Annotated in this window: 15 protein-coding genes and 1 riboswitch; of the genes, 6 read left to right on the forward strand and 9 right to left on the reverse strand. The window is 57.7% G+C overall.

Going from position 1 to position 19,369, the window contains the following annotated elements; genetic code table 11:
- Positions 1–184 precede the first annotated feature (184 nt).
- The 4 genes from RBB80_RS16475 to crcB all read right to left on the reverse strand — a co-directional run bounded on the left by RBB80_RS16475 (position 185) and on the right by crcB (position 4,288).
- On the reverse strand, positions 185–2,128 hold the full coding sequence (locus RBB80_RS16475) for a zinc-dependent metalloprotease (RefSeq protein ID WP_433963592.1): 1,944 nt from the start codon (positions 2,126–2,128) through the stop codon (positions 185–187).
- Positions 2,129–2,361: 233 nt separating this feature from the next.
- A complete protein-coding gene (locus RBB80_RS16480; protein ID WP_433963593.1) occupies positions 2,362–3,147 on the reverse strand; it encodes a glycosyltransferase family 2 protein in 786 nt (261 codons plus the stop codon).
- Between the two features lie 370 nt (positions 3,148–3,517).
- On the reverse strand, positions 3,518–3,856 hold the full coding sequence (gene cyaY, locus RBB80_RS16485; protein ID WP_433963594.1) for an iron donor protein CyaY: 339 nt from the start codon (positions 3,854–3,856) through the stop codon (positions 3,518–3,520).
- A 9-nt stretch (positions 3,857–3,865) separates the two neighbouring features.
- Positions 3,866–4,288, reverse strand: coding sequence for a fluoride efflux transporter CrcB (gene crcB / locus RBB80_RS16490; protein ID WP_433963595.1), 423 nt, complete (start codon positions 4,286–4,288; stop codon positions 3,866–3,868).
- Positions 4,289–4,322: 34 nt separating this feature from the next.
- Positions 4,323–4,388: riboswitch (Fluoride riboswitch) on the reverse strand.
- Positions 4,389–4,665: 277 nt separating this feature from the next.
- Between crcB and RBB80_RS16495 the strand changes: the two genes are divergently transcribed.
- Positions 4,666–6,093 carry an MFS transporter gene (locus RBB80_RS16495; protein WP_433963596.1) on the forward strand — a complete coding sequence of 476 codons (1,428 nt, stop codon included), beginning with the start codon at positions 4,666–4,668 and terminating at the stop codon, positions 6,091–6,093.
- Positions 6,094–6,231: 138 nt separating this feature from the next.
- Here the strand turns inward: RBB80_RS16495 and RBB80_RS16500 are convergent, their stop codons facing one another.
- A complete protein-coding gene (locus RBB80_RS16500; protein WP_433963597.1) occupies positions 6,232–6,696 on the reverse strand; it encodes a single-stranded DNA-binding protein in 465 nt (154 codons plus the stop codon).
- A gap of 410 nt (positions 6,697–7,106) precedes the next feature.
- Here RBB80_RS16500 and RBB80_RS16505 point away from each other — a divergent pair, with 410 nt between their 5' ends.
- From RBB80_RS16505 to RBB80_RS16515, 3 genes are all read left to right on the forward strand, one after another.
- A complete protein-coding gene (locus RBB80_RS16505; RefSeq protein ID WP_433963598.1) occupies positions 7,107–8,252 on the forward strand; it encodes a hypothetical protein in 1,146 nt (381 codons plus the stop codon).
- 86 nt (positions 8,253–8,338) lie between these two features.
- Entirely contained in the window at positions 8,339–10,702 is a 2,364-nt protein-coding gene (locus tag RBB80_RS16510; RefSeq protein ID WP_433969716.1) for a ligand-binding sensor domain-containing protein, read from the forward strand.
- Entirely contained in the window at positions 10,671–11,396 is a 726-nt protein-coding gene (locus RBB80_RS16515) for a sensor histidine kinase (protein ID WP_433963599.1), read from the forward strand. Before RBB80_RS16510 ends, RBB80_RS16515 begins: the two co-directional genes overlap by 32 nt.
- On the opposite strand, the gene RBB80_RS16520 is transcribed toward RBB80_RS16515, so the two are convergent.
- Positions 11,342–12,727 carry a solute carrier family 23 protein gene (locus RBB80_RS16520; RefSeq protein WP_433963600.1) on the reverse strand — a complete coding sequence of 462 codons (1,386 nt, stop codon included), beginning with the start codon at positions 12,725–12,727 and terminating at the stop codon, positions 11,342–11,344. The two genes, RBB80_RS16515 and RBB80_RS16520, sit on opposite strands and share 55 nt — an antisense overlap.
- 72 nt (positions 12,728–12,799) lie before the next feature.
- Between RBB80_RS16520 and RBB80_RS16525 the strand changes: the two genes are divergently transcribed.
- Both RBB80_RS16525 and RBB80_RS16530 read left to right on the forward strand, forming a co-directional pair.
- Positions 12,800–13,312 (forward strand): cupin domain-containing protein, encoded by a 513-nt coding sequence (locus RBB80_RS16525; protein WP_433963601.1) that lies wholly within the window; start codon positions 12,800–12,802, stop codon positions 13,310–13,312.
- Between the two features lie 139 nt (positions 13,313–13,451).
- Positions 13,452–14,507, forward strand: a complete 1,056-nt coding sequence (locus tag RBB80_RS16530; protein WP_433963602.1) for a HoxN/HupN/NixA family nickel/cobalt transporter — start codon at positions 13,452–13,454, stop codon at positions 14,505–14,507.
- A 131-nt stretch (positions 14,508–14,638) separates the two neighbouring features.
- Here RBB80_RS16530 and RBB80_RS16535 read toward each other — a convergent pair whose 3' ends face one another.
- The 3 genes from RBB80_RS16535 to RBB80_RS16545 form a co-directional block, all read right to left on the reverse strand.
- Entirely contained in the window at positions 14,639–16,444 is a 1,806-nt protein-coding gene (locus RBB80_RS16535; protein WP_433963603.1) for a coagulation factor 5/8 type domain-containing protein, read from the reverse strand.
- A 340-nt stretch (positions 16,445–16,784) separates the two neighbouring features.
- The gene (locus RBB80_RS16540) at positions 16,785–18,128 is read right to left on the reverse strand and encodes a Gfo/Idh/MocA family protein (RefSeq protein WP_433963604.1); all 1,344 of its coding nucleotides are present in this window, start codon (positions 18,126–18,128) and stop codon (positions 16,785–16,787) included.
- A 110-nt stretch (positions 18,129–18,238) separates the two neighbouring features.
- Positions 18,239–19,147 carry an NAD(P)-dependent oxidoreductase gene (locus RBB80_RS16545; protein ID WP_433963605.1) on the reverse strand — a complete coding sequence of 303 codons (909 nt, stop codon included), beginning with the start codon at positions 19,145–19,147 and terminating at the stop codon, positions 18,239–18,241.
- Between the last annotated feature and the right edge of the window lie 222 nt (positions 19,148–19,369).

Below are 19,369 nucleotides of genomic sequence, written 5' to 3' on the forward strand. Positions count from 1 at the left end.
TGGTATTGGACGAGGCGTGAGGCGCGGGCGGGGTCGAGGAGGACGTTGAGGGTGAGGTCGGCGGCGGACTCGGCGGTGGCGATGGGGTCGAAGGTGAGGCCGGTCTCGGAGGGGAAGGATTCGCGGGTGCGTGGGAGGCCGGGTGGGCGTGGGGGTAGGATTTTTAGGAGGGGCTCGGGGAGGGTTAGGGTTTCGGGGGAGAGGGTTTTGAGGACGGCGGTGAGGGCTTTTTCTGTTCTTCTCCAGAGACGATCTCTGGGTTGGGCTGGTTGTCGCCGCGGAGGTTGTAACGATAGTCGAGGCCGCCAATCTCTTTGATGGTGGCTTCGGTTTGATAGCGGTGGAGGAGATAGAGGGGGACCAGGGTGTCTTCTAGCTGCGCCATCGGCGTGCCGGTGGTGATGGCGTTTTCATTGAAGCGGGCGAGGGCGGTTGTGCGGATGGTTAGGATACGTTCCAGCTCCGCCGCGGGATCAGTCCCGTTATCCCAGAGGTGCGCGTGGGGGTGTGCGCCGCCGAGGGGACGAGAGTCTTCGTCGGTGATGTAGAGGAGGCCGGTCTTTTCGCTGGCTTCGAGGATGGCGTTGAGGGCGGCTGAGTCTTCCTGCGGTTTTTTGTTCGTGTCGAATTCGCGGTAGCCGTAGTTGATGGCGACCTTGTCCCAGATGCCGATGTTGACGCCATAGCTTTCGGTGAGGGTGGGGATGCCTTCTTTGTTGAGGGTGATGTAGGGGTGGGGGTAGTCCATGACGGAGACGGACTCTTCCGGCGTGTGGGGGAAGGAGCTGGCGGCGAAGTTGTGGGCGAGGCCTAGGGTGTGGCCGGTTTCATGCGCGGCTAGCTGGCGGGTGCGGGCGAGGGCCATCTGGAGCATGGGGTCGTTTGTTGGCGGGAGGGGTTTGCCGTTTTGATAGGGGCTTAGGAGAGCTTCGGCGATGAGGTAGTCCTGGCGGCTGCGGAGGGAGCCGAGGGTGACGTTGCCTTTGATGATCTCGCCGGTGCGTGGGTCGACGACTGCTGAGCCGTAGCTCCAGCCGCGGGTGTAGCGGTGGACCCACTGGATGATGTTGTAGCGGATGTCCATGGGATCGGCGTCGGCGGGAAGAATGTCGACGCGGAATGTGCCCTTGGCCCAGCCTGCGGCCTGAAAGGCCTGATCCCACCAGCGTGCGCCTTCGAGGAGAGCGGTGCGGATGGGCTCGGGGGCGCCGCGGTCGACGTAGTACTGGATGGGGGCTACGGCTTCGCAGGCGTGGGTGCAGGAGGGATCTTTTTTGATGAGGCGGTGGCGGATGATGAACTGCTGATCCAGATTGGCGCCTAGCGGGGCGGCGTAGTCGCGGTAGCTGGTGGGGAAGTAGCCGGCGCGTGGGTCGAAGCGGCGAGGGGTGAAGCCGGGGCCGGGGAGCTCGATGAAGGATTGGTGCTCGCGGAGCGTGAGGGAGTGGGGGTCGGGGGTGACGTTGGTGACGAACTCGGCTTTAGTGGGGTCGTCGGTGGTGAAGGTGAGGATGGATTCTACTTCGGTGTTTTTTGGGAAGGCTTTGGTGGCGTCGAGGGCGATGGTGGAGCGGTTGGGGTCGAGCTTGTAGGTGCCTTGTCTGGTGGTGGTGAGGGTTTCGGCTACGCCGTGGGCGTCGCGGAGGTAGAAGTCTGTCGCGTCGATGAGGACGGCGCCGCTGGGGTCTTCTGCTTCGACCTTGAAGCCGTAGAGGATGGACTCGGGGAAGGATTGGCGTACGGCGAGTTGCTCGAGTGGGTCGGCGGAGGTAGAGCGGAAGTGCTGGTTGGGTTCGACGAGGAGGACTTTGGGGCCGGTGCGCTCGAAGTGGAGGATTTCTCCTGAGGAGATTTGGCCGCGGTCGAGGCCGAGGTCGTTGGAGCCAGTGCCGTAGGGGAGGGAGTGGGTGTAGAGGATGTCGGGGCTGTGACCGGTGGCGTCGAGGTGGGGGATCTCGAGATAGAGCTTGCCGGCTTTGGCGTCCAAGTCGAGCGGGAGGTAGCCGTCGAGGTGCATCATGCCGGTGGTTTTGGCGGCGATGGTTTGGGATGGGGCGGATTGTGCGGGTATATGTGCAGCGAGCGTCGCGGAGATGGCGAGGAGGGCCAAGGGCAGGCGGGTGGGCATGTTTTTGTTTTACACCAGCCGGGGAGGAGAGCGGTCTCGCTTGGCTCGGTACCGTGTGCTGCCCTGTTTGGAGGGCGGATTGGAGATTGGATGGAGTGATCGCAACCGCGGATTCCTCCGCTGTGCTTCGGAATGACAAACAAAAGAGCGGGCAACGGCAACGGCAGAAGCAACGGCAACAGAAGCAACGGCAACTGCAGAAGCAACGGCAACCGCAAAGGCCTGCAGATGCGTTAGCGAGTGCGGGCGGTCTGCCAGGCCTTGGCGTACTGCCAGCTGGTGTAGGTGGAGTGGTAGAGGTGGAGCAGGAGGCCTTCGCGGCCATCGAGGAAGCCGAGGCGGAGAAGGTAGTTTCGGAAGAAGGTCAGGGTAGGGAGGACGAGGACGTTGTGGAGGAGGGCGAGGCGTGAGTCGCTGGTTCGGCCCTTGTCGATGACGGTCTGCGCGCCGAGGGTGCTGTAGCGGTTGAGGCTTTCGATGTAGCTTTCGAGGGTTGGGTAGGCGTGGTGGACGATGTCGTGTTTGAGGGTCTCGGTGACGCCGTCGAGGGCGATGGTCTCGTGGACGGGGCGGTCGGTGAAGCGGGCGGGAGGAGCGAAGTTGGCGGAGTGGCGGCGGAAGAGGCGGAGGTGGGGGTCGGGATAGAAGCCGCCGTGGCGGATCCAGCGGCCGAGGAAGATATTGCGTCGGCGGAGGAGGTAGGCGTCCGCGGAGGGAGCACTGGCGAGGAGAGCGCCGATCTCGGCTTGCAACTCGGGGGTGAGAGCTTCGTCGGCGTCGAGGGAGAGGATCCAGGTGCCGGTGCAGCGCTCGATGGCGAAGTTCTTTTGAGCGGCGAAGCCTTGCCAGGGTTCTAGGAAGAGCTTGGCCTTGAAGGAGGCGGCGATCTCAAGGGTGCGGTCGGTGGAGCCGGAGTCCACGACGACGATCTCGTCGGCGAATTGGACGCTGGCGAGGGTACGGGCCAGGTTGGCCTCTTCGTTGAGCGTAATGATCGCTACGGACAGCTTCGGCGTCATGATGGCTATCCCATCCTCCCAAGTACGGGAGCGGTACCTTTTGAATTGTGTGTCTGTTCCAGTGGCCGGGATGGCCGCTTAGGGTTTAGCTTAATACGGTTCCTGCGGCGGGGCTTACTTTTTGTTGTGGAAGGGATTGTGTTTTCCGTTTTAAGGAAAACAGCAATGTGCGGGGTACAGAGAGAATGAGATTTTTGTCGCGAATTGCACTCCGCACGCGCCTTGCGAACCGTAGCAAAGGCGAAATAAGGGGTCTCTCCACTGCGCAGCGAACGATGAGACTGTTCGCTGCTTCGGTCGAGATGACGAGTTTGATGGTCAGGTCAGAGATGAACTGAATGTTGGGATAGCGTGATGTGTTGGTGGTATCTCAGGGGAGGGTGATGGCTGGGTCTTTGAGATGTTCGCGGAGGAGGCGCTGGGTGAGGGCTTTGAGGTCTTCTCCGGTTTTGGTGAAGGTGAAGGTGCTGGTGGCTTCTGCCCAGTCGAGCTTGTAGCTGGTGGCCTGGGCGGAGATCCAGACCTGGCGGATGGGGGTGTTGGGAGTGATGACGAACTTGCTGGAGCCGTTCTCGAAGATGATGTTCATGACACCGTTGTTGTCTTCGAACTCGAAGCCCGCATCGTCATCCTCGGCGGAGATGAGGGACTGTTTGAGAGCTTCAAGGGCGCGGTCAGATTCGCGGCGGAAGGTGGCTTCGTCGATCATGTGGTTAGTTTACCCGGTGTACTCCTCTTGAGCTGTTTCTGTGATGGCCTGGGCTGGAACTGCGCGGTGGGCGAGAAGGTGGCCTGCGGCTACTGCAGCGACGCATAAGACCACGGAGAGAAGAACATTCGCGAGCGCTCTGCCCCATGCGCCGGAGCGCATGAGGTCGTAGGTCTGGAGGCTGAAGGAGGAGAAGGTGGTGAAGCCTCCGCAGATGCCGACCATGACGAAGAGGCGGAGATTCTCGGAGGCGGGATGGCGGCCACTTTGCAGAGTGAGTGTGCCGAAGTAGCCGATGACGAACGACCCGAGAACGTTGATGAGAATCGTTCCGAAGGGGAACCCGACGCTGTAGGTGAGAGTGAGGCGCGTGATGGCGTAACGCAGTAAGCCGCCCAACGCACTGCCGATTGTGACCCAGAGATATGACATCGTCTGCCTCGTTGTTCCTCAAATTAAGAAGATCGAATTGGCAGAGGTCATCAGCCGAATCTTTACGGCGGTTTTGGGAGACCTCATTCCCGTGAACTTATCGTAACAGTAGTGCGATGGCTGCCTTTGCAGATCAATCCTAAAAAAGCGGCCGTCCTATGCTGCGGGCGGCCGTGAGGAAGGACATCTGATGAGTACCGCATTGCGACGGCGACACTCGGCTCGGTGGAAGCAGAAGGTCACTGCTCCCTGCAAGTCTGTTCCCTTGAATGGTAGGTAGAACGGGAGGACGAATTGTCAGGAGAAAGTCAGGTTCAGATCATTTGATTGCACTATCGATTTGGGCCGCGCCTGCTTGGTTTTCGTAAAATAGGTTGATGAAAAAGAGTATTTCCCCGATTTACATCACCAGCCTGATCGCAGGCGCCTTTTTCATGGAGAACTTAGACGGCACGATCATCGCGACTGCGCTGCCCCAGATGGCACGCAGTTTCCATGTTGGCGCGGTCAATTTGAACATTGGCATGACCGCATATCTGCTTACGCTTGCAGTCTTCATCCCCATTAGTGGATGGGTTGCGGACCGTTTCGGTTCGCGCTCCGTCTTCGCGTGTGCGATAGGTGTCTTCACGCTGGCTTCGCTGTTGTGCGGTGCTGCTGGGACGCTTACGCAATTTACCCTTATGCGGATTCTGCAGGGTATTGGCGGCGCGATGATGGTGCCGGTGGGTCGACTTATTGTTCTTCGGACTACACCGAAGGAGAAGCTGACACAGGCGATCGCTTACATCACGTGGCCTGGTTTGACGGCGCTGGTGATTGGCCCTCCGTTGGGAGGATTTATTACGACGTATGCGAGCTGGCACTGGATCTTCTTTCTCAATCTCCCTGTCGGTGTTCTGGCATTGGCGCTTACGTTGCTTTGGATCGAGAATGTTCGAACCGAAGAAAGACATCCTTTCGACTGGACGACGTTTCTGTTGGGAGGCTTTGCATCTACCGGAGCCGTTTACGCAATGGAGAAGCTGGGAGGAGACGGCGGTTCCTGGCAGTTACCAGGTGCCATCCTTGCTCTGAGTGTGCTCAGCGGAGTTGCAGCGATCGTCTTAGCAAGACGCAAGCCGGCCACCGCGTTGGTGGACTTCGAATCGTTGAAGCTCAAGACGTACTCGCTCTCGGTCTTTGGAGCGAGCGCTTTCCGGATCGCGGTTGCAGTGCTTCCATTTCTTCTCCCGCTGATGTTTCAGATTGCGTTTGGTCTTAACGCGTTTCGGTCGGGACTTTATCTGCTTGCGCTCTTCGGGGGCGACCTGAGCATGAAGGTATTTGTGATCGAGGCGCTGCGCCGGTTCGGCTTCCGCAATATTCTGCTGGTTAACGGAGTTATTACGGCTGCATCGATGGCGCTGTGCGCGACGCTGAACCCCTCTACGCCAACTCTCCTGATTCTTGCAATTTTGTTCTTTCACGGAGCTTGTCGATCGATGGAGTTCACCTGCATGACTACGCTCGCCTATACGGAGATTCCTCCCAGCAGGATGAGCCGTGCGAATGGATTTCTGAGCGCGATTATGCAGCTGAGCATGGGGATGGGCGTGGCTGTGGGCGCGATTACGCTGCGTCTGGTTGCGCACGCGCACGGACACTCTGCCGCGGTGCCGCAACTACGCGACTTCCACATGGCAATACTCTTTATCGCTGTTCTTGCGCTTGGGCCTGTCTTCGATAGCGTTGGACTACCACACGATGCGGGAGCCGCCACGAGCGGTCATCGTCAGCCGAGTCTCGAGGTAAACCCGGTTTAGCGAGAGTGCGCCGGACTGTTGAGGGCGTCGTGAATGATGGTATGCGCGATGAAGCTCGTGTCAGCATCACAAGCAAAACAACAGGCCCCTCGTTGTGAGGAGCCTGTTGATGAAAGGATCGGATGCTGCTGTGCAAAGTTAGAAGGGGATGTCGTCGTCGGTGATGCCTACGTCGGCGTAGTCGGGCTGGCTGGACGGGGTGCGCTGGTCGTAGCTGGCGGTGTTGGATTTGGAGTAGCCGCCGGTGGAGGCACCTTCGCCGCCTGATTTACCGCCGAGGAGTGTGAGTTCGTTGCAGAGGATCTCGGTCTTATACTTCTTCTCACCGCTGGTCTTATCGTCCCAGGAGCGGGTCTGGATCTTGCCTTCAATGAGGATCTGCGAGCCTTTTTTGACGTAGTCGCGCACAACCTCTGCGGTTCGCTGGAAGCAGACGATATTGTGCCATTCGGTCTTGTCGGTCCAGTTGCCCTGGGCGTCTTTCTGCCGGTCGGCGGTGGCGAGAGAGAAGCTTGCGACGGTCATGCCGCCGGCGGTGGAACGGATCTCGGGGTCTTTGCCGACGTTGCCGAGGAGGAAGACTTTATTGACGCCTTTTGCCATGTGAAGAACTCCGGTGTTTTCTACGAAAGTGAGGTGGCTGCCCAGGTTGGTGCTTGTCGAACTGCTTCAGGTACGTCCCTCCGTGGACGTTTTCCCGAGGGCACTTCAGTGCACAAACTTTATCCGCTTCGTATCGAAGCTGGGATCTTCCATGCAACGATCCAACCGCATCTACTGGGCGGAAGACCATATCTTACACCATGAGAACCAGGGCTTTCGACACGGCGAGAGGCTTGTTGCAGATGCGGTTTGCGGCTGAAAGAACGATGAGATTGGAGTTTCTTCTGTTGTTGGATTGAAGGGGAGGAGGATCGCAGTGGCTGGCTGCGAGGGCGATCCAGATGGACTATGATTGCTATCTCAACCTGGAAAATTGAGATAACTCGGGGGTTCTTGTGTCCGAAAGGTATGTGACCGCTTCCAAGAATGACTTCCGGCTGCGGGATCGGCGGGGCTATCAATGGGGCCTCAGGGAGAGTTTGTTGTGGTCGATTGCGATGGGCCCTGCGGTTTGTCTTACGGCGATTCTGTTTTTGCTGGCTGGGTGCCGCTCCCGGCAGAGTGTCACCGGTCCGACGGTGGAATTTACAAAGATCCCACCCGCTGCGCAGGGCGGCCGGGAGCGCGTCGATACGATTTCAGGGCGTGTTACTGGCTCGCGGCCAGGCCAACGGATCGTGATCTACGCAATGAGCGGGCCGTGGTGGGTTCAGCCGTGGCCGGATCAACCGTTTATTACCGTTCAGGCGGATTCGACGTGGAGCGCGACAAGCCATCTGGGTTTCAAGTATGCGGCGATGCTGGTCGATCCGGGGTATCAGCCGCCACCCACAATGGATGTGGCGCCTACGGTTGGCGGTTCGATTGCGGCGCTGGCGATCGTCGATGGTGTCGGCAAACCTCAGATTGCACCTACAGTGCCGATTAAATTCAGCGGCTACGACTGGGGAGTTCGCACGATCGCTTCAGATCGCGGGGGGCAGAATCTCCCGTATGAGGGCGATAATGCATGGGTCGATCCGCAAGGGGCGCTCCATCTTCGCATCAAGAAAAAGGAAAACAAGTGGTCCTGCGCGGAGGTGGAGATGAACCGAAGCCTGGGATATGGAACCTACATCTTTACGGTGAGGGACACGTCTCATCTGGAACCGGCCGCGGTTTTGAGCTTGAACACTTTTGACGATTGGGGAGGAGAGCAGAACTACCGTGAGGTGGATGTTGAGATGAGTCAATGGGGCGATGGCTCCAGTAAGGACAATGCGCAGTTCGGCATTCAGCCTTTTTATGTTCCTGGCAATGTCGCTCCGTTTGTGGAACCGGCGGGTAAACTGACTCACTCGTTCCACTGGGAGCCTGGGCGTGTGAAGTTTGTGACGGTGCGAGGAGACTCGATTCGCGAAGGCGCCCCCGTTGTTGCGGAACATGTGTTTACCTCGGGTGTGCCCTCGCCTGGCCACGAGAAGATGCAACTGCTGTTCTACGTGGTTGCGAGCGACAAGTATCCGATGCAAAAAGAGAGTGAAGTTGTTCTGGAGAAGTTCGAATATCTTCCGTGATGGGGTTATGAAAGTTCATCGGCTTGTCGGAAAAATGGTGGCCGTGCTTGCTGTGATGTGCGTCACTCACACGGTTCGCGCTCTCGATCCGAACCGGGCCATCTCGCAGTACATGCGGGAGAGTTGGGGAGCTTGAGAGAGGTTTCACCGGGGGGACGGTGACCTCGTTCGCTCAGACTGCCGATGGGTTCCTGTGGATCGGGACGGAGAAGGGCCTGGTTCGTTTCGACGGACTAAGCTTTCACGTCTTCCAGCAGCAGATTCCGGCTACGCTTCCGATCGGCCCCGTTCAGGAGTTGGTTGCGGACTCCCAATCGAATCTGTGGATCCTTCTGGCGAATACTACGATCCTGCGGTATCACGATGGGAAGTTCGACCCTGGCCACAGTCAGGCAGAGGTGGGAATTACATCGATTGGGCGGCGCAGAGACGGTTCGGCGCTTCTCTCGTCGCTGGCTCTGGGGCCGCTTGGGTATCATGCAGGCAAGTTCGATGTTCTTACCGCGCCGCCGTCGCCGGGGAGATCCGATCCTGCCCAGGCGGCTGTGATGAATGATGAACTCTCCAGCCGGCTGAGCTGGGCAACAGGTGTGGCTACTCACCGATTTGCCAAGCCGAATACTTCGGTAGCGGCAGTAGCAGAGACCAGCGATGGCATCGTCTGGTTAGGTACACCCGATAAAGGCCTCTTCTACTTGAAGGACGGGCAGGTTCACGATGTCCCGCATGGCGTGGATGGAAGGATCAATTTTCTGCTTCCGATGGAAAACGGCGAACTGTGGATCGGAACCGACAAAGGTGTTTTGCGCTGGACGGGTTCGAAGATTACTCGCGAAGGAGTGCCCTCTGCGTTTTGGAAGATATCGGTTCTCTCGGCGATTCGCGACAGGGACGGAAACATCTGGATCGGCAGCTCTCACGGACTGCTTCGGTTCAACGGCCGCGGCATTTCATCTGATGACGAAGGTACGGTTGCCTCTGGTCTTGCGGTGAACTCTCTCTTTGAGGATAGAGAGGGGAATCTATGGATCGGAACGCCGCGGGGTATCGAAAGGCTTCGCGACAGCACCTTTGTGAGCTACGCGGTTGACAATGACTTACGGTCGGCGAGCGGTGGTCCGGTCTATGTCGATGCGGGAGAACGCACCTGGTTCGCTCCTCTCGACGGTGGGTTGCATTGGCTGAGAGACGGAAGGATCGAGAGCGTGACCGCTGCAGGCCTGGACAGAGACGTTGTCTACTCCATCGCCGGAAGCCGCGATGAATTGTGGGTGGGCAGACAACGAGGTGGGCTCACACGGTTGCGTTTTATCCACGGCGCCTTCGAGACCAAGACCTACACGCATGCGGATGGACTCCTTCAGGACAGTGTGTATGCGGTTCATCAGAATCGCGACGGATCTGTCTGGGCTGGAACTCTTAGCGCAGGGGTAAGTGAACTAAGGGATGGAAAGCTTACCTCCTACACCATGGCGAATGGGATGCCGTCCAATGCAGTGACATCGATAGCCGAAGGTGCCGACGGGACTATGTGGTTTGCAACGCCGGTCGGTGTGACTCAGCTATCGCACGGCCAGTGGCGAACCTTTACAGAGAACAATGGGCTTCCATCACCGGATATCGATTGTCTGCTTGAGGATTCAAGCCATGTGTTGTGGGTCGGGACCACGTCTGGCCTCGCGTATCTCAGCTCCGGTACGGCCAATATCCCTCGTAATGTGCCAGAGTCGTTGCATGAGCAGATCTTCGGAGTTGCGGAAGATACCAATGGCTGGCTCTGGGTTGCGACCTCCAATCACGTTCTAAGAGTGAAGCGCGATAGACTGCTGAGCGGCGTGGCGCAGGAGGGAGATGTACGGGAGTATGGAACTATCGATGGCTTGAATGGAGTCGAAGGGGTCAAGAGGCAGCAATCGGTCGTCGCAGATCCGCTGGGGCGCATCTGGTTTTCTATGAATCATGGACTTTCGGTGGTCGATCCGATTCGAGCGGCGCACGCTGCGACACCGGTGTTAGCGAAGATCGATGGGGTTTCTGTCGACGGAGTTCCGATCGATTTAGCGACCTCTGTTCGGATTCCCTCTATTCGTCAGCGGATGACGTTCAGTTTTTCGGGTGTAAGTCTCTCGGTGCCGGAGCGAGTTCGATACAAGTATCGTCTCGATGGATTCGATCGTGGCTGGAGTGAGCCGGTTGGATTGCGGGAGGCTGTGTACACCAACCTCGACCCAGGGTCTTACACGTTCCACGTTATCGCCTCGAACAGCGATGGGGTGTGGAATATGGACGGGCCTTCGTTGAATCTGACGGTTGTTCCGGCGTTCTATCAGACGAACTGGTTTCTGTTGTTCTGTGCGGCGATGGTGGCAGTTCTGGCGTGGGGGGTATCAGTGGCATGTCGGCCAGGTCACGTCGCGGATGGATATCCAGTTTATCGAGCGACTCTCTGAGCGAACCCGGATCGCTCGAGAGCTTCACGACACACTGTTGCAGAGTTTTCAGGGATTAATTCTTCATTTTCAAACGGCTCGGGATCTGATCCCAAGAGATCCTTCGGAGGCGGAGAAGAGTCTCGATTCCGCTCTGGAGAGTGCGGATCAGGCAATGGTGGAGGGGCGCAACGCAATCTACGATATACGATCTTCTACTTTGGTCGATGACGACCTGGCGCACATGATCACCACGCTGGGAAAAGAACTTGGATCTGACAGCGAAGATGGGACCGGGCCGCGGTTCTCTGTCGTCGAAGAAGGAACGGCGAAGCCGCTGGATCCGATCTTTCGGGAAGACGTGTACCACATCGTTCGAGAGGCGTTGCGAAACTCCTTCAAGCATAGTGAAGCGCAGAAGATCGAAGCGGAGATTACGTATGGAAAGAGGCTGCTGCGGGTGCGGATTCGCGACGATGGGAAGGGAATCGACCGTAAGGTCCTCCAGGAAGGCGAGCGCGCGGGCCATTGGGGGTTGCCTGGCATGCGAGAGCGCGCCAAACGGATCAGCGGGCAACTGGCGGTGTGGAGCGAGGCTGGAGTGGGGACGGAGGTGGATTTGAACCTCCCCGGATCGTTGGTTTATGAATCGGGCTCTTCTCAACTTTTGCTTCGATTCTTCCGCAGGAATGGCAATAAAGAAAAGGAGCTGTGAAGTTCTGGGAGGCGTGGCCTATTTGCGGAGGAGAAAGATGAAGCGAAGGAGAAAGAGGGTCGCCAGGAGATAGAGCATCCAGTCCTGACGGCGGGCGCGGCCGGTGAGGAGTTGGAGAAGTGCGTAGCTGGTGAGTCCGAAGCTGAGGCCGTCGGCGATGGACCAGGTGAGAGGGATCGTTGCGACCGTGAGAAAGGCGGGGATTCCGATTTGGGGATCGTCCCACTCGATCTCGCCGAGGCCGGTAAGCATGAGGCCGCCGACCAGGATGAGTGCAGGCGCGGTGGCGAAGGTCGGGATAGCTCCGACGAGGGAGCGATGAACAGCGAGAGGAAGAACAGGATGCCGGCGACGATCGCTGTGACCCCAGTGCGTCCTCCTGCGGCGACTCCGGCGGAGGACTCGATGTAGCTGGTGACCGTGCTGGTTCCGGCGAGTGAGCCGAGAATAGTGGAACTGGCGTCGGCCAGGAAGATGCGGTTGAGGCGAGGGATCGTGTGGTCGGGAGCGATGAGTCCAGCGCGCTGGGTGACGGCGACGAGCGTGCCGATGTTGTCGAAGAGGTCTACGAAGAGGAAGACGAAGATAATCTCGAAGGCTCCGACGTGGAGAGCGCCGAGGATGTCCAGATGAAAGGCGGTGGCTTTGATCGCGGTGAGGTCGTAGGTAGAGGGTTGCCAGTGAACCTGATGAAAGAGAATGCCCAGAAACATTGTGGTGAGAACACCGATGAGCATGGAGGCTCGGACGCGCAGGACCTGCAGGAACGCGATGAGTAAGAGCCCGAAGATGGCGAGCGCGGTTTGAGGGGCGCGGAGGTTGCCCAGGGTGACGGTGGTGGCGGCGCTGGGGACGATGATGCCTGCATTGCGGAAGCCGATGAAGGCGATGAAGAGTCCGATGCCTCCGCCGACCGCGGCGTGGAGTTGATGGGGGATAGCGGCGACAAGGCGCTGGCGAATGCCGGTGAAGGTAAGGGCGAGGAAGATAACTCCGGAGAGGAAGACTGCGCCAAGAGCAGTTTGCCAGGGGACGCCCATGCCAAGGACGACGGTGTAGGTAAAGTAGGCGTTGAGACCCATGCCGGGTGCGAGGGCGAGAGGATAGTTGGCGATGCTTCCCATGAGGATGCTGCCGAAGGCCGCGCAGAGACAGGTCGCCGTAGTGATGGCGGCGAGGGGCATGCCGGTTTTGCTGAGCAGGGAAGGGTTCACGAAGATGATATAAGCCATCGTGATGAAGGTCGTAAGGCCGGCGAGAATCTCTGTTCGCCAGTTGGTCGCGTGTGCTGAGAAGCCGAAGTAGTGCTCCAGGCGAGTACGGAGGTGCATCAGGTCAGGGCTCCTGTGAGACGGGAAACTAGAATGGATGGAGTAGTACCAGCATAGCGTGAGAGGGCTTTGATGACAGCAGAGGACGTCAAGAAATTACTGGGATTGCAACCCCATCCGCGAGAGGGCGGATGGTATGTGAGGACCTACGAGGCCGCGGAGAAGGTGGGCGCCGAGATGTTTGAGGACAAGAGGTATGCGGGAGCGCGGCGGATTGCGACTGCGATCTATTATCTGCTGGAGCCGGAGACGTTCAGTGAGATGCACCGGCTGAAGTCAGATGAGGTGTTTCATTTTTATGCTGGGGATGCGGTGGAGATGTTGCAGTTGGTCGAGAAGGGAAAGGGCCAGACGGTAGTGATTGGGAACGATCTGCTGCGAGGACAGAGGCCGCAGGTGGTTGTGGAGCGAGGGGTGTGGCAAGGCTCGCGCCTGCTAGAGGGAGGGAACTGGGCGCTGCTGGGATGTACGGTGAGTCCTGGCTTCGAGTTTGAGGATTATGAGGCCGGCGAGCGGAAGGAACTGTGTGAGGCGTGGCCTGAGTTTGTTGACCAGATCACGGCTTTGACCCGAGTCGCTCCCTGAGAGACGGAGGCGTCTGCTTGTCGTGTCAGTATTGCAGTCAGCGATTAACTTCGAAGATGTGAAGATATCTTCAGCCACGGATAAGACGCTGCTTCACCTGATGTTGTACTGTGATTCGTATTGTTTGGGTAAGGACTGAATGAAACATTTGTTTAGCGGAGTGCTCGACCATATTGCGGCCAATACCAGGCGCAAGGTCGTCGCTATTTACACGCTTCTTCTCCTGATGAATGTGTCTGCCTGGATGTGGGCGTTTCTCGCCTTTCGACACTATCCCGTGTTGCTGGGTACTGCATTCCTGGCTTACAGCTTTGGCCTTCGTCATGCGGTGGATGCCGATCATATTGCAGCGATCGACAACGTAACGCGGAAGTTGATGCAGGAGGGCAAACGGCCGGTTGCGGTGGGATTCATGTTCTCGCTCGGACACTCGACGATTGTGGTGCTGGGGTCTATTGCTATCTCGGCTACGGCACTGTCGCTGCAACATCGACTGGATGCGGCGAGGCACATCGGCGGAGTAGTTGGGACGCTCGTCTCGACGCTGTTTCTCTTTGCAATCGCGATCGTGAACATGGCGGTGCTGCGGTCGGTGTATCTTGCTTTCCGGCGGGTTCGTCGAGGGGAGCGCTATGTTGAGGAAGACTTCGATCTGCTGCTGGGCAGCCGCGGATTTCTCTCTCGTCTGTTTCGACCGATGTTCGCGTTGATCCGCCGCAGTTGGCACATGTACCCGCTCGGCATTCTGTTTGGCCTCGGATTCGATACCGCGACGGAGATTGGGCTGCTTGGCCTCTCGGCCTCCGAGGCCGCAAGAGGATTGTCGCTGTGGTCAGTTCTGGTTTTTCCCGCGCTGTTTGCCGCAGGTATGTCTTTGATCGACACCACAGATAATGTTTTGATGCTTGGTGCTTATGGGTGGGCGTTTGTGAAGCCGATTCGCAAGATCTACTACAACATGACGATCACCCTGATCTCGGTGGTCGTTGCGGTGTTGGTCGGGGGAATTGAAGCCCTCGGCCTGATGGCGGATCAGTTTCACTTTCACGGAACCTTCTGGTCTTGGGTTGGAACTCTCAATGAAAACTTCGGCACACTGGGTTACGTGATCATTGGACTTTTTGCTTTGAGCTGGATCGTTTCGATCTGGTTTTACAAGTGGCGCAGGTTCGATGAGTTGGAAGTGAGTACTTGATTGCGCCCCGTGATTGCCGGGGTTGTGAGGAGCCCCGATTCTTCGAGAGACGCGGGAAAAGTATTTGGGGCAGCATGATGTCTGCTGCCCCAAATACTGATACAGGTTTGTCCCGGCGAAGTGCAGGGGTTCTATGGGTAGAACACGACGGGGCTCAGCGTATCGGCGTTGCTGCTGCTTACCGTCGCGCCTTGTCCGTTGATCACGTGGGTGATCTGCCCGCTGCCATTGAGCCAGACCGTGCCGACGTCGTGAATCGCTACTCCGCTTGCGTTGGGAACGGTCATCGCGTTGTCTTCGATGATGTTGATCCCCTGGTTAAAGAAAGAGTAGATGCCTAAGCCATAGGCCTGATGCGTGGTCGCTGAGTTGGAGACTGCGTAGGATGGATAGCCGTTGGCGGTTCCGTCGGTCCATGCGCTCTGGCTCGGCGGGTCGTATGGCAACTCACTTTGATAGAAGATAGTTTCGCCGCCATTGCCGTTCCACAGTACCTGCTCCTTCTGGTAGTGCTCCACGAAGAGGCCGGTTGCGGTTACGTTGTCGCCGTTGACGACCAGGCCATGGTCCGCGGTGTTTACGATCCACCCGACTCCAGCGCCGTGGTCTGCGCGCCATGCCCAGATGTCGTCGAGCAGGACGTTATCGTGGTCGATCTGAAGGCTGGTGACAGCACTGCCTTGAGTCGCTCCTCCAATACGGAAGAAGACGTCATTGAGCGTGACCGGGTCGCTCGGATCACTGGGCTTTTTGCCATTTGGCTTTCCGATCTGGAAGAGTACCGGCGACTGGACAGGACCTGCATCGACGATCAGACCGGCGACCTGGACGCCGTCAACGGCCGCAATGGTGATAGCTGCCGTTCCGTTTTGTGGAACGAGGGTGGCATCGCCTAGGGCGAGAACGACGGTATCAGGCTTCTTGATGTCGATGGATCGATCGAGCTGGTAGACGCCTGGCGTAAGGATCAGGTTCTGTCCAGAGGCCAGCCGTGCGTTGATCTGCTGCACCGATGTGGAGGGAGTGGCGATGAAGAAGTTGCTGATGGGAAGAGTGCGTCCGGCGGTTGAGGTGGTAACCCAGTTGGTTCCGCTGGTGTTGGTCTGCGCCGCGGGAGCGAAGACGTTGTAGTTGCCCGAGGCGTCGACGAAGAGGAAGGGCTTTTCGCGGGTCACCGGAGTGGTAGAGAGGGTGGTGTAGGTGGGATTGGGATAGCTTTGCGCGGGCGCTCCAATGACGCCGGAGAAGACCTGGTTCCAGACGCCGTTCGACCAGGAGCCGATGTTGCTGTTGCGCACGTAGAACTGCTGCTGGGACCCGTTGACGATGGAGCCGGTTTGAGTGTTGGCGATGAAGCCTCCGCTCGCAAACGAGGGGCCTGAGCAGTAGTCCATCAGCGTGGTGTTGCCGGTGATGTGGACGCGGCGCATCGGAGCAGCCTGCGATACGGCCCAGAACTCGCCAGAGTAGCAGCCAAAGTTAGGAGTGTTGACGTTGATGGCGAGGTTCGACAGCGACCGCCAGAAGTTGTCGAGCGCGATGCAATTGTTCGGGCCGAAGCACTGGTTGTAGACATCGATGGAGCCGTTGATGACGACATCGTCCGGCGAAGCGCCCAATCCGGCCACCTCGGTGTAGAAGCCTACCTTGAAGTTGAGGGGAGTGGCGGCGCTGCCGTAGACGCCCGGCTTGAATAAAAGTGCGTAGCGCTGTGTGCCAAACTGATTGCTAACCTGCTGGTTGGCTATGGAATCGACCGTTGCCTGGATCTGACTTGTCGGCATGCTGGGATCGAAGATGTAAACGTTGGAGCCGAGATCTGATGTGTTCTGAGCGACGGCTGAGCCGCTTAGAACACCTACCGATAAGAGAAGTGTTCCGACTAGGCGAGCGAAGGGTAGCTTCGCAGTGGAAGTTTTGCTTGTTGTATATTTCACGTTTGCAACTCCGGTACGCGTGGGGTGGATTGCGCGGCAACGATAGCTGCGTTTTACTCGCTTGTCAAACCAGGGGAATGTTGGGAGTTTTCACTCCACAAAAACGTTTTAGATGGTCGAATTTTAGCAAATAATTCGGGAGATGGAGATTGACTTCGGGTGAGTTGCGTCGCAGATCAGAGTTTCATGTCAATTTCTCCGAACGTCGATCCATCAAACAAAAACGCGGACCTTCTGTGACGCAGACTCCATTGCAAATAGTAAGCCGAAGAACGAGACGAAAGACTCTATTGAAGAATTTCCTCTTCGCTCTGTCACGGCGCCTTTACGGAATGTTTGTTTACAAGAGCTTCATCGCGTCCGGGTCCCATTTCACTACTTCACCACGTTCCATGCTGAGGTTACTCAGCAATGCAGCCCCCGCCGCACGAAAGCCGAACACTGCGTCTTCCACAACGGGCTTGCGGGTGCGAACCGCCGAGAAGAAATTACTGAAATGGTCGTAGCTGTCGCTGTATCCGGCCGGGGCAACATATTTCTCATACGTGGCCGACGGGCCTCCGGATGGATGTGAGACCGGATACTTCTGCCGATAGCTTTCCAGGATGCGTTTCTGCATTGCCTCTGTAAATGTTCCGATGATGTAGCCGGGTTCTTTCTGGAGCGGCACTCGGCTTATGCTGACTGTGTTGCCCGCGATCTCCATGGTGCCTTCCGACCCGGTAAAGATCAGTCCTTCACTCTCTTCGCCTCCGTCGACAAAGTTCACGCGAAGACTGAGGTTGAATCCTTCACGGTAGTCAAAGAGGCCCAACATCACGTCGGGGACGTCGCGCCCGTCCTTCCAGAAGCGCAGCCCGCCGGTTGCCATCGCTCGCGTGGGGCCATTTGATCCGGTGATGAAGTGGGTTCCGCTGAAGAGGTGAACGAAGAGATCTCCCGCTACGCCGCTGCCGTAGCTCTTCCATTTGCGCCACTGAAAGAAATGCTCCGCATTGAACGGAATTTTGGGAGCGGTCCCCTGGAAGCGAGGCCAGTCGCAGGTTTCGGTCGAAGCATCAAGCGGTACGGTGTAGTTCCATGCGCCTAGCGACGAGTTACGGTCCCAGCGAGCTGTCACCATATTGAGTTGGCCGATGGCACCTGAAGCGAGCAGTTCCTTGGCCTTCGAGTAGATGATCGAACTTACGCGCTGGCTTCCGACCTGGACGATGCGGTTTGTCTTGTGGGCGGTTTCAATGATTTCAGGTCCATCGGAGTACAGATGGATCATCGGTTTTTCGCAGTAGACGTCTTTTCCCGCGTTCATGGCGTCGACCGCAGCCTGCTTGTGCCAATGATCCGGTGTGGCAATGATGACGGCGTCGATATCCTTGCGGGCCAGGATTTCCTTATAGTCGCGCGTCGTAAAAATGTCGGTGCCCCAGAGTTCCTTGCTGCGCTCGAGCCTGCCGTCGTAGCAGTCTGCTACGGCCACCAACTTCGCGCCCGGAACCTGCACTGCAAACTTCGTATCGGATTGGCCCTGTATGCCGGCCCCAATCAGTGCGAACTGTACGTGATCGTTGGCTTCAACCGGCGCGGCAGGACCAGTCTGAGCTGCTGTAAGCGCATACATCTTCGATCCCAGCAGCGTCTCCGCGGTTGCTGTTCCCGCGGCTTTCAGGAAATTTCTGCGGTTCAACACGTGTACTTATCCTCGCATCATGAAGTTGGTCGCTCTCTGAAACGATATTCTCTGTCAGAGGCTTTGTCTTGTTTCTAAGCCGCGCGGAGGTTTGAACCGTCGACCAGTCATGTTTGCTGCGTCTTTGAGTTGCTGGCGACCGTGCAGCCGGCGATATCTTCCATCACACGAATGGAGCCGCAAATGTCTTCTTCGCCGTACCCTTTTGCAATGGCAGCGCGAAACAGCTGTCGCGAGAGTGCCGTCAGGGGCGCAGGCACGTTCAGTTCGGCGGCCGATTCCAGCATCAACTCCATGTCTTTCTCGAGCCACTTTACGGAGAAGTTCGTAGTGAAGTCTCGTGCAAAGACCAAAGGTGCCTTGATTGAGATCAGGCCTGATTTGGCGGCGCTATTGTTGAGGATGTCGAGCATCATCTCCGGGTCGACTCCGGCTTTGGTACTGAGGATCAGGCTCTCGTTGAATGCCTGAAGGAGATTGCCGAGGATCATATTCTGTGAGAGTTTGGCGTGAAGCCCCATGCCGGCGCCGCCGCAATAGTAGAGCTGCTTACCCATCGCCTCGAAGTACGGACGCACCTTTTCGAAGACGTCTTGTGGTCCTCCGACCATGAAGGTGAGTGTCCCTGCTTCCGCCCCGCCTTTAGATCCGGTGCAGGGCGCGTCCAGAAATGCGATGCCTTTCTCGGCGAGTTCTGCGGCGATGCCACGGCTTGCAGAGGGGGAGACAGTACTGCAGTCCACAATGATGGTTCCTTTGGCAGCGGTCTCCGCGAGTCCGTCTTTGCCGAGGATCGCCTTTCGCGACATCTCCGTGTTACCGACGCAGAGGAAGATGCAGTCGCTCTTCCGCGCTACCTCGGCGGGTGTAGCGCACGAGATACCGCCTTTGGCTGCGAGCGCCTCGACTTTTTCTTTGCTAAACGACCATAGGGCGACCTGATGGCCTGCTTCAATAAGATGAAGGGCCATTGGGCCGCCCATAATGCCTAAACCAAGAAATCCGAGCTTTGCCATGCGATTTTAATTCTCCTCGTGGACTTGAGTTAATGTTGAAAGACGGCAGGGTGAAGAGAAATTTTGACGATGGTGCGATCTTTAACTAGTATCTCCTTCGTTGCCAGCCTTGTGCCACTGTGTGGAAAGTAGTTTGCGGTTTTTCGAGAGGCGGAGCGCATTTTTCTTGAGTCCGAGTGCCAATGTGCGCGTTGAATGTTTTTGGGGGCCGCGTGGCTGTCC

The organism is Tunturiibacter gelidiferens (assembly GCF_051013345.1).
Classification (GTDB): domain Bacteria; phylum Acidobacteriota; class Terriglobia; order Terriglobales; family Acidobacteriaceae; genus Edaphobacter; species Edaphobacter gelidiferens_A.

What these genes read in the sequence shown, in the direction of transcription:
- RBB80_RS16475 (WP_433963592.1), bottom strand. Translation starts at nt 2,128, where the DNA reads ATGCCCACCCGCCTGCCCTTGGCCCTCCTCGCCATCTCCGCGACGCTC.
- RBB80_RS16480 (WP_433963593.1), bottom strand. Translation starts at nt 3,147, where the DNA reads ATGACGCCGAAGCTGTCCGTAGCGATCATTACGCTCAACGAAGAGGCC.
- cyaY (WP_433963594.1), bottom strand. Translation starts at nt 3,856, where the DNA reads ATGATCGACGAAGCCACCTTCCGCCGCGAATCTGACCGCGCCCTTGAA.
- crcB (WP_433963595.1), bottom strand. Translation starts at nt 4,288, where the DNA reads ATGTCATATCTCTGGGTCACAATCGGCAGTGCGTTGGGCGGCTTACTG.
- RBB80_RS16495 (WP_433963596.1), top strand. Translation starts at nt 4,666, where the DNA reads ATGAAAAAGAGTATTTCCCCGATTTACATCACCAGCCTGATCGCAGGC.
- RBB80_RS16500 (WP_433963597.1), bottom strand. Translation starts at nt 6,696, where the DNA reads ATGGCAAAAGGCGTCAATAAAGTCTTCCTCCTCGGCAACGTCGGCAAA.
- RBB80_RS16515 (WP_433963599.1), top strand. Translation starts at nt 10,671, where the DNA reads ATGGATATCCAGTTTATCGAGCGACTCTCTGAGCGAACCCGGATCGCT.
- RBB80_RS16520 (WP_433963600.1), bottom strand. Translation starts at nt 12,727, where the DNA reads ATGCACCTCCGTACTCGCCTGGAGCACTACTTCGGCTTCTCAGCACAC.
- RBB80_RS16525 (WP_433963601.1), top strand. Translation starts at nt 12,800, where the DNA reads ATGACAGCAGAGGACGTCAAGAAATTACTGGGATTGCAACCCCATCCG.
- RBB80_RS16530 (WP_433963602.1), top strand. Translation starts at nt 13,452, where the DNA reads ATGAAACATTTGTTTAGCGGAGTGCTCGACCATATTGCGGCCAATACC.
- RBB80_RS16545 (WP_433963605.1), bottom strand. Translation starts at nt 19,147, where the DNA reads ATGGCAAAGCTCGGATTTCTTGGTTTAGGCATTATGGGCGGCCCAATG.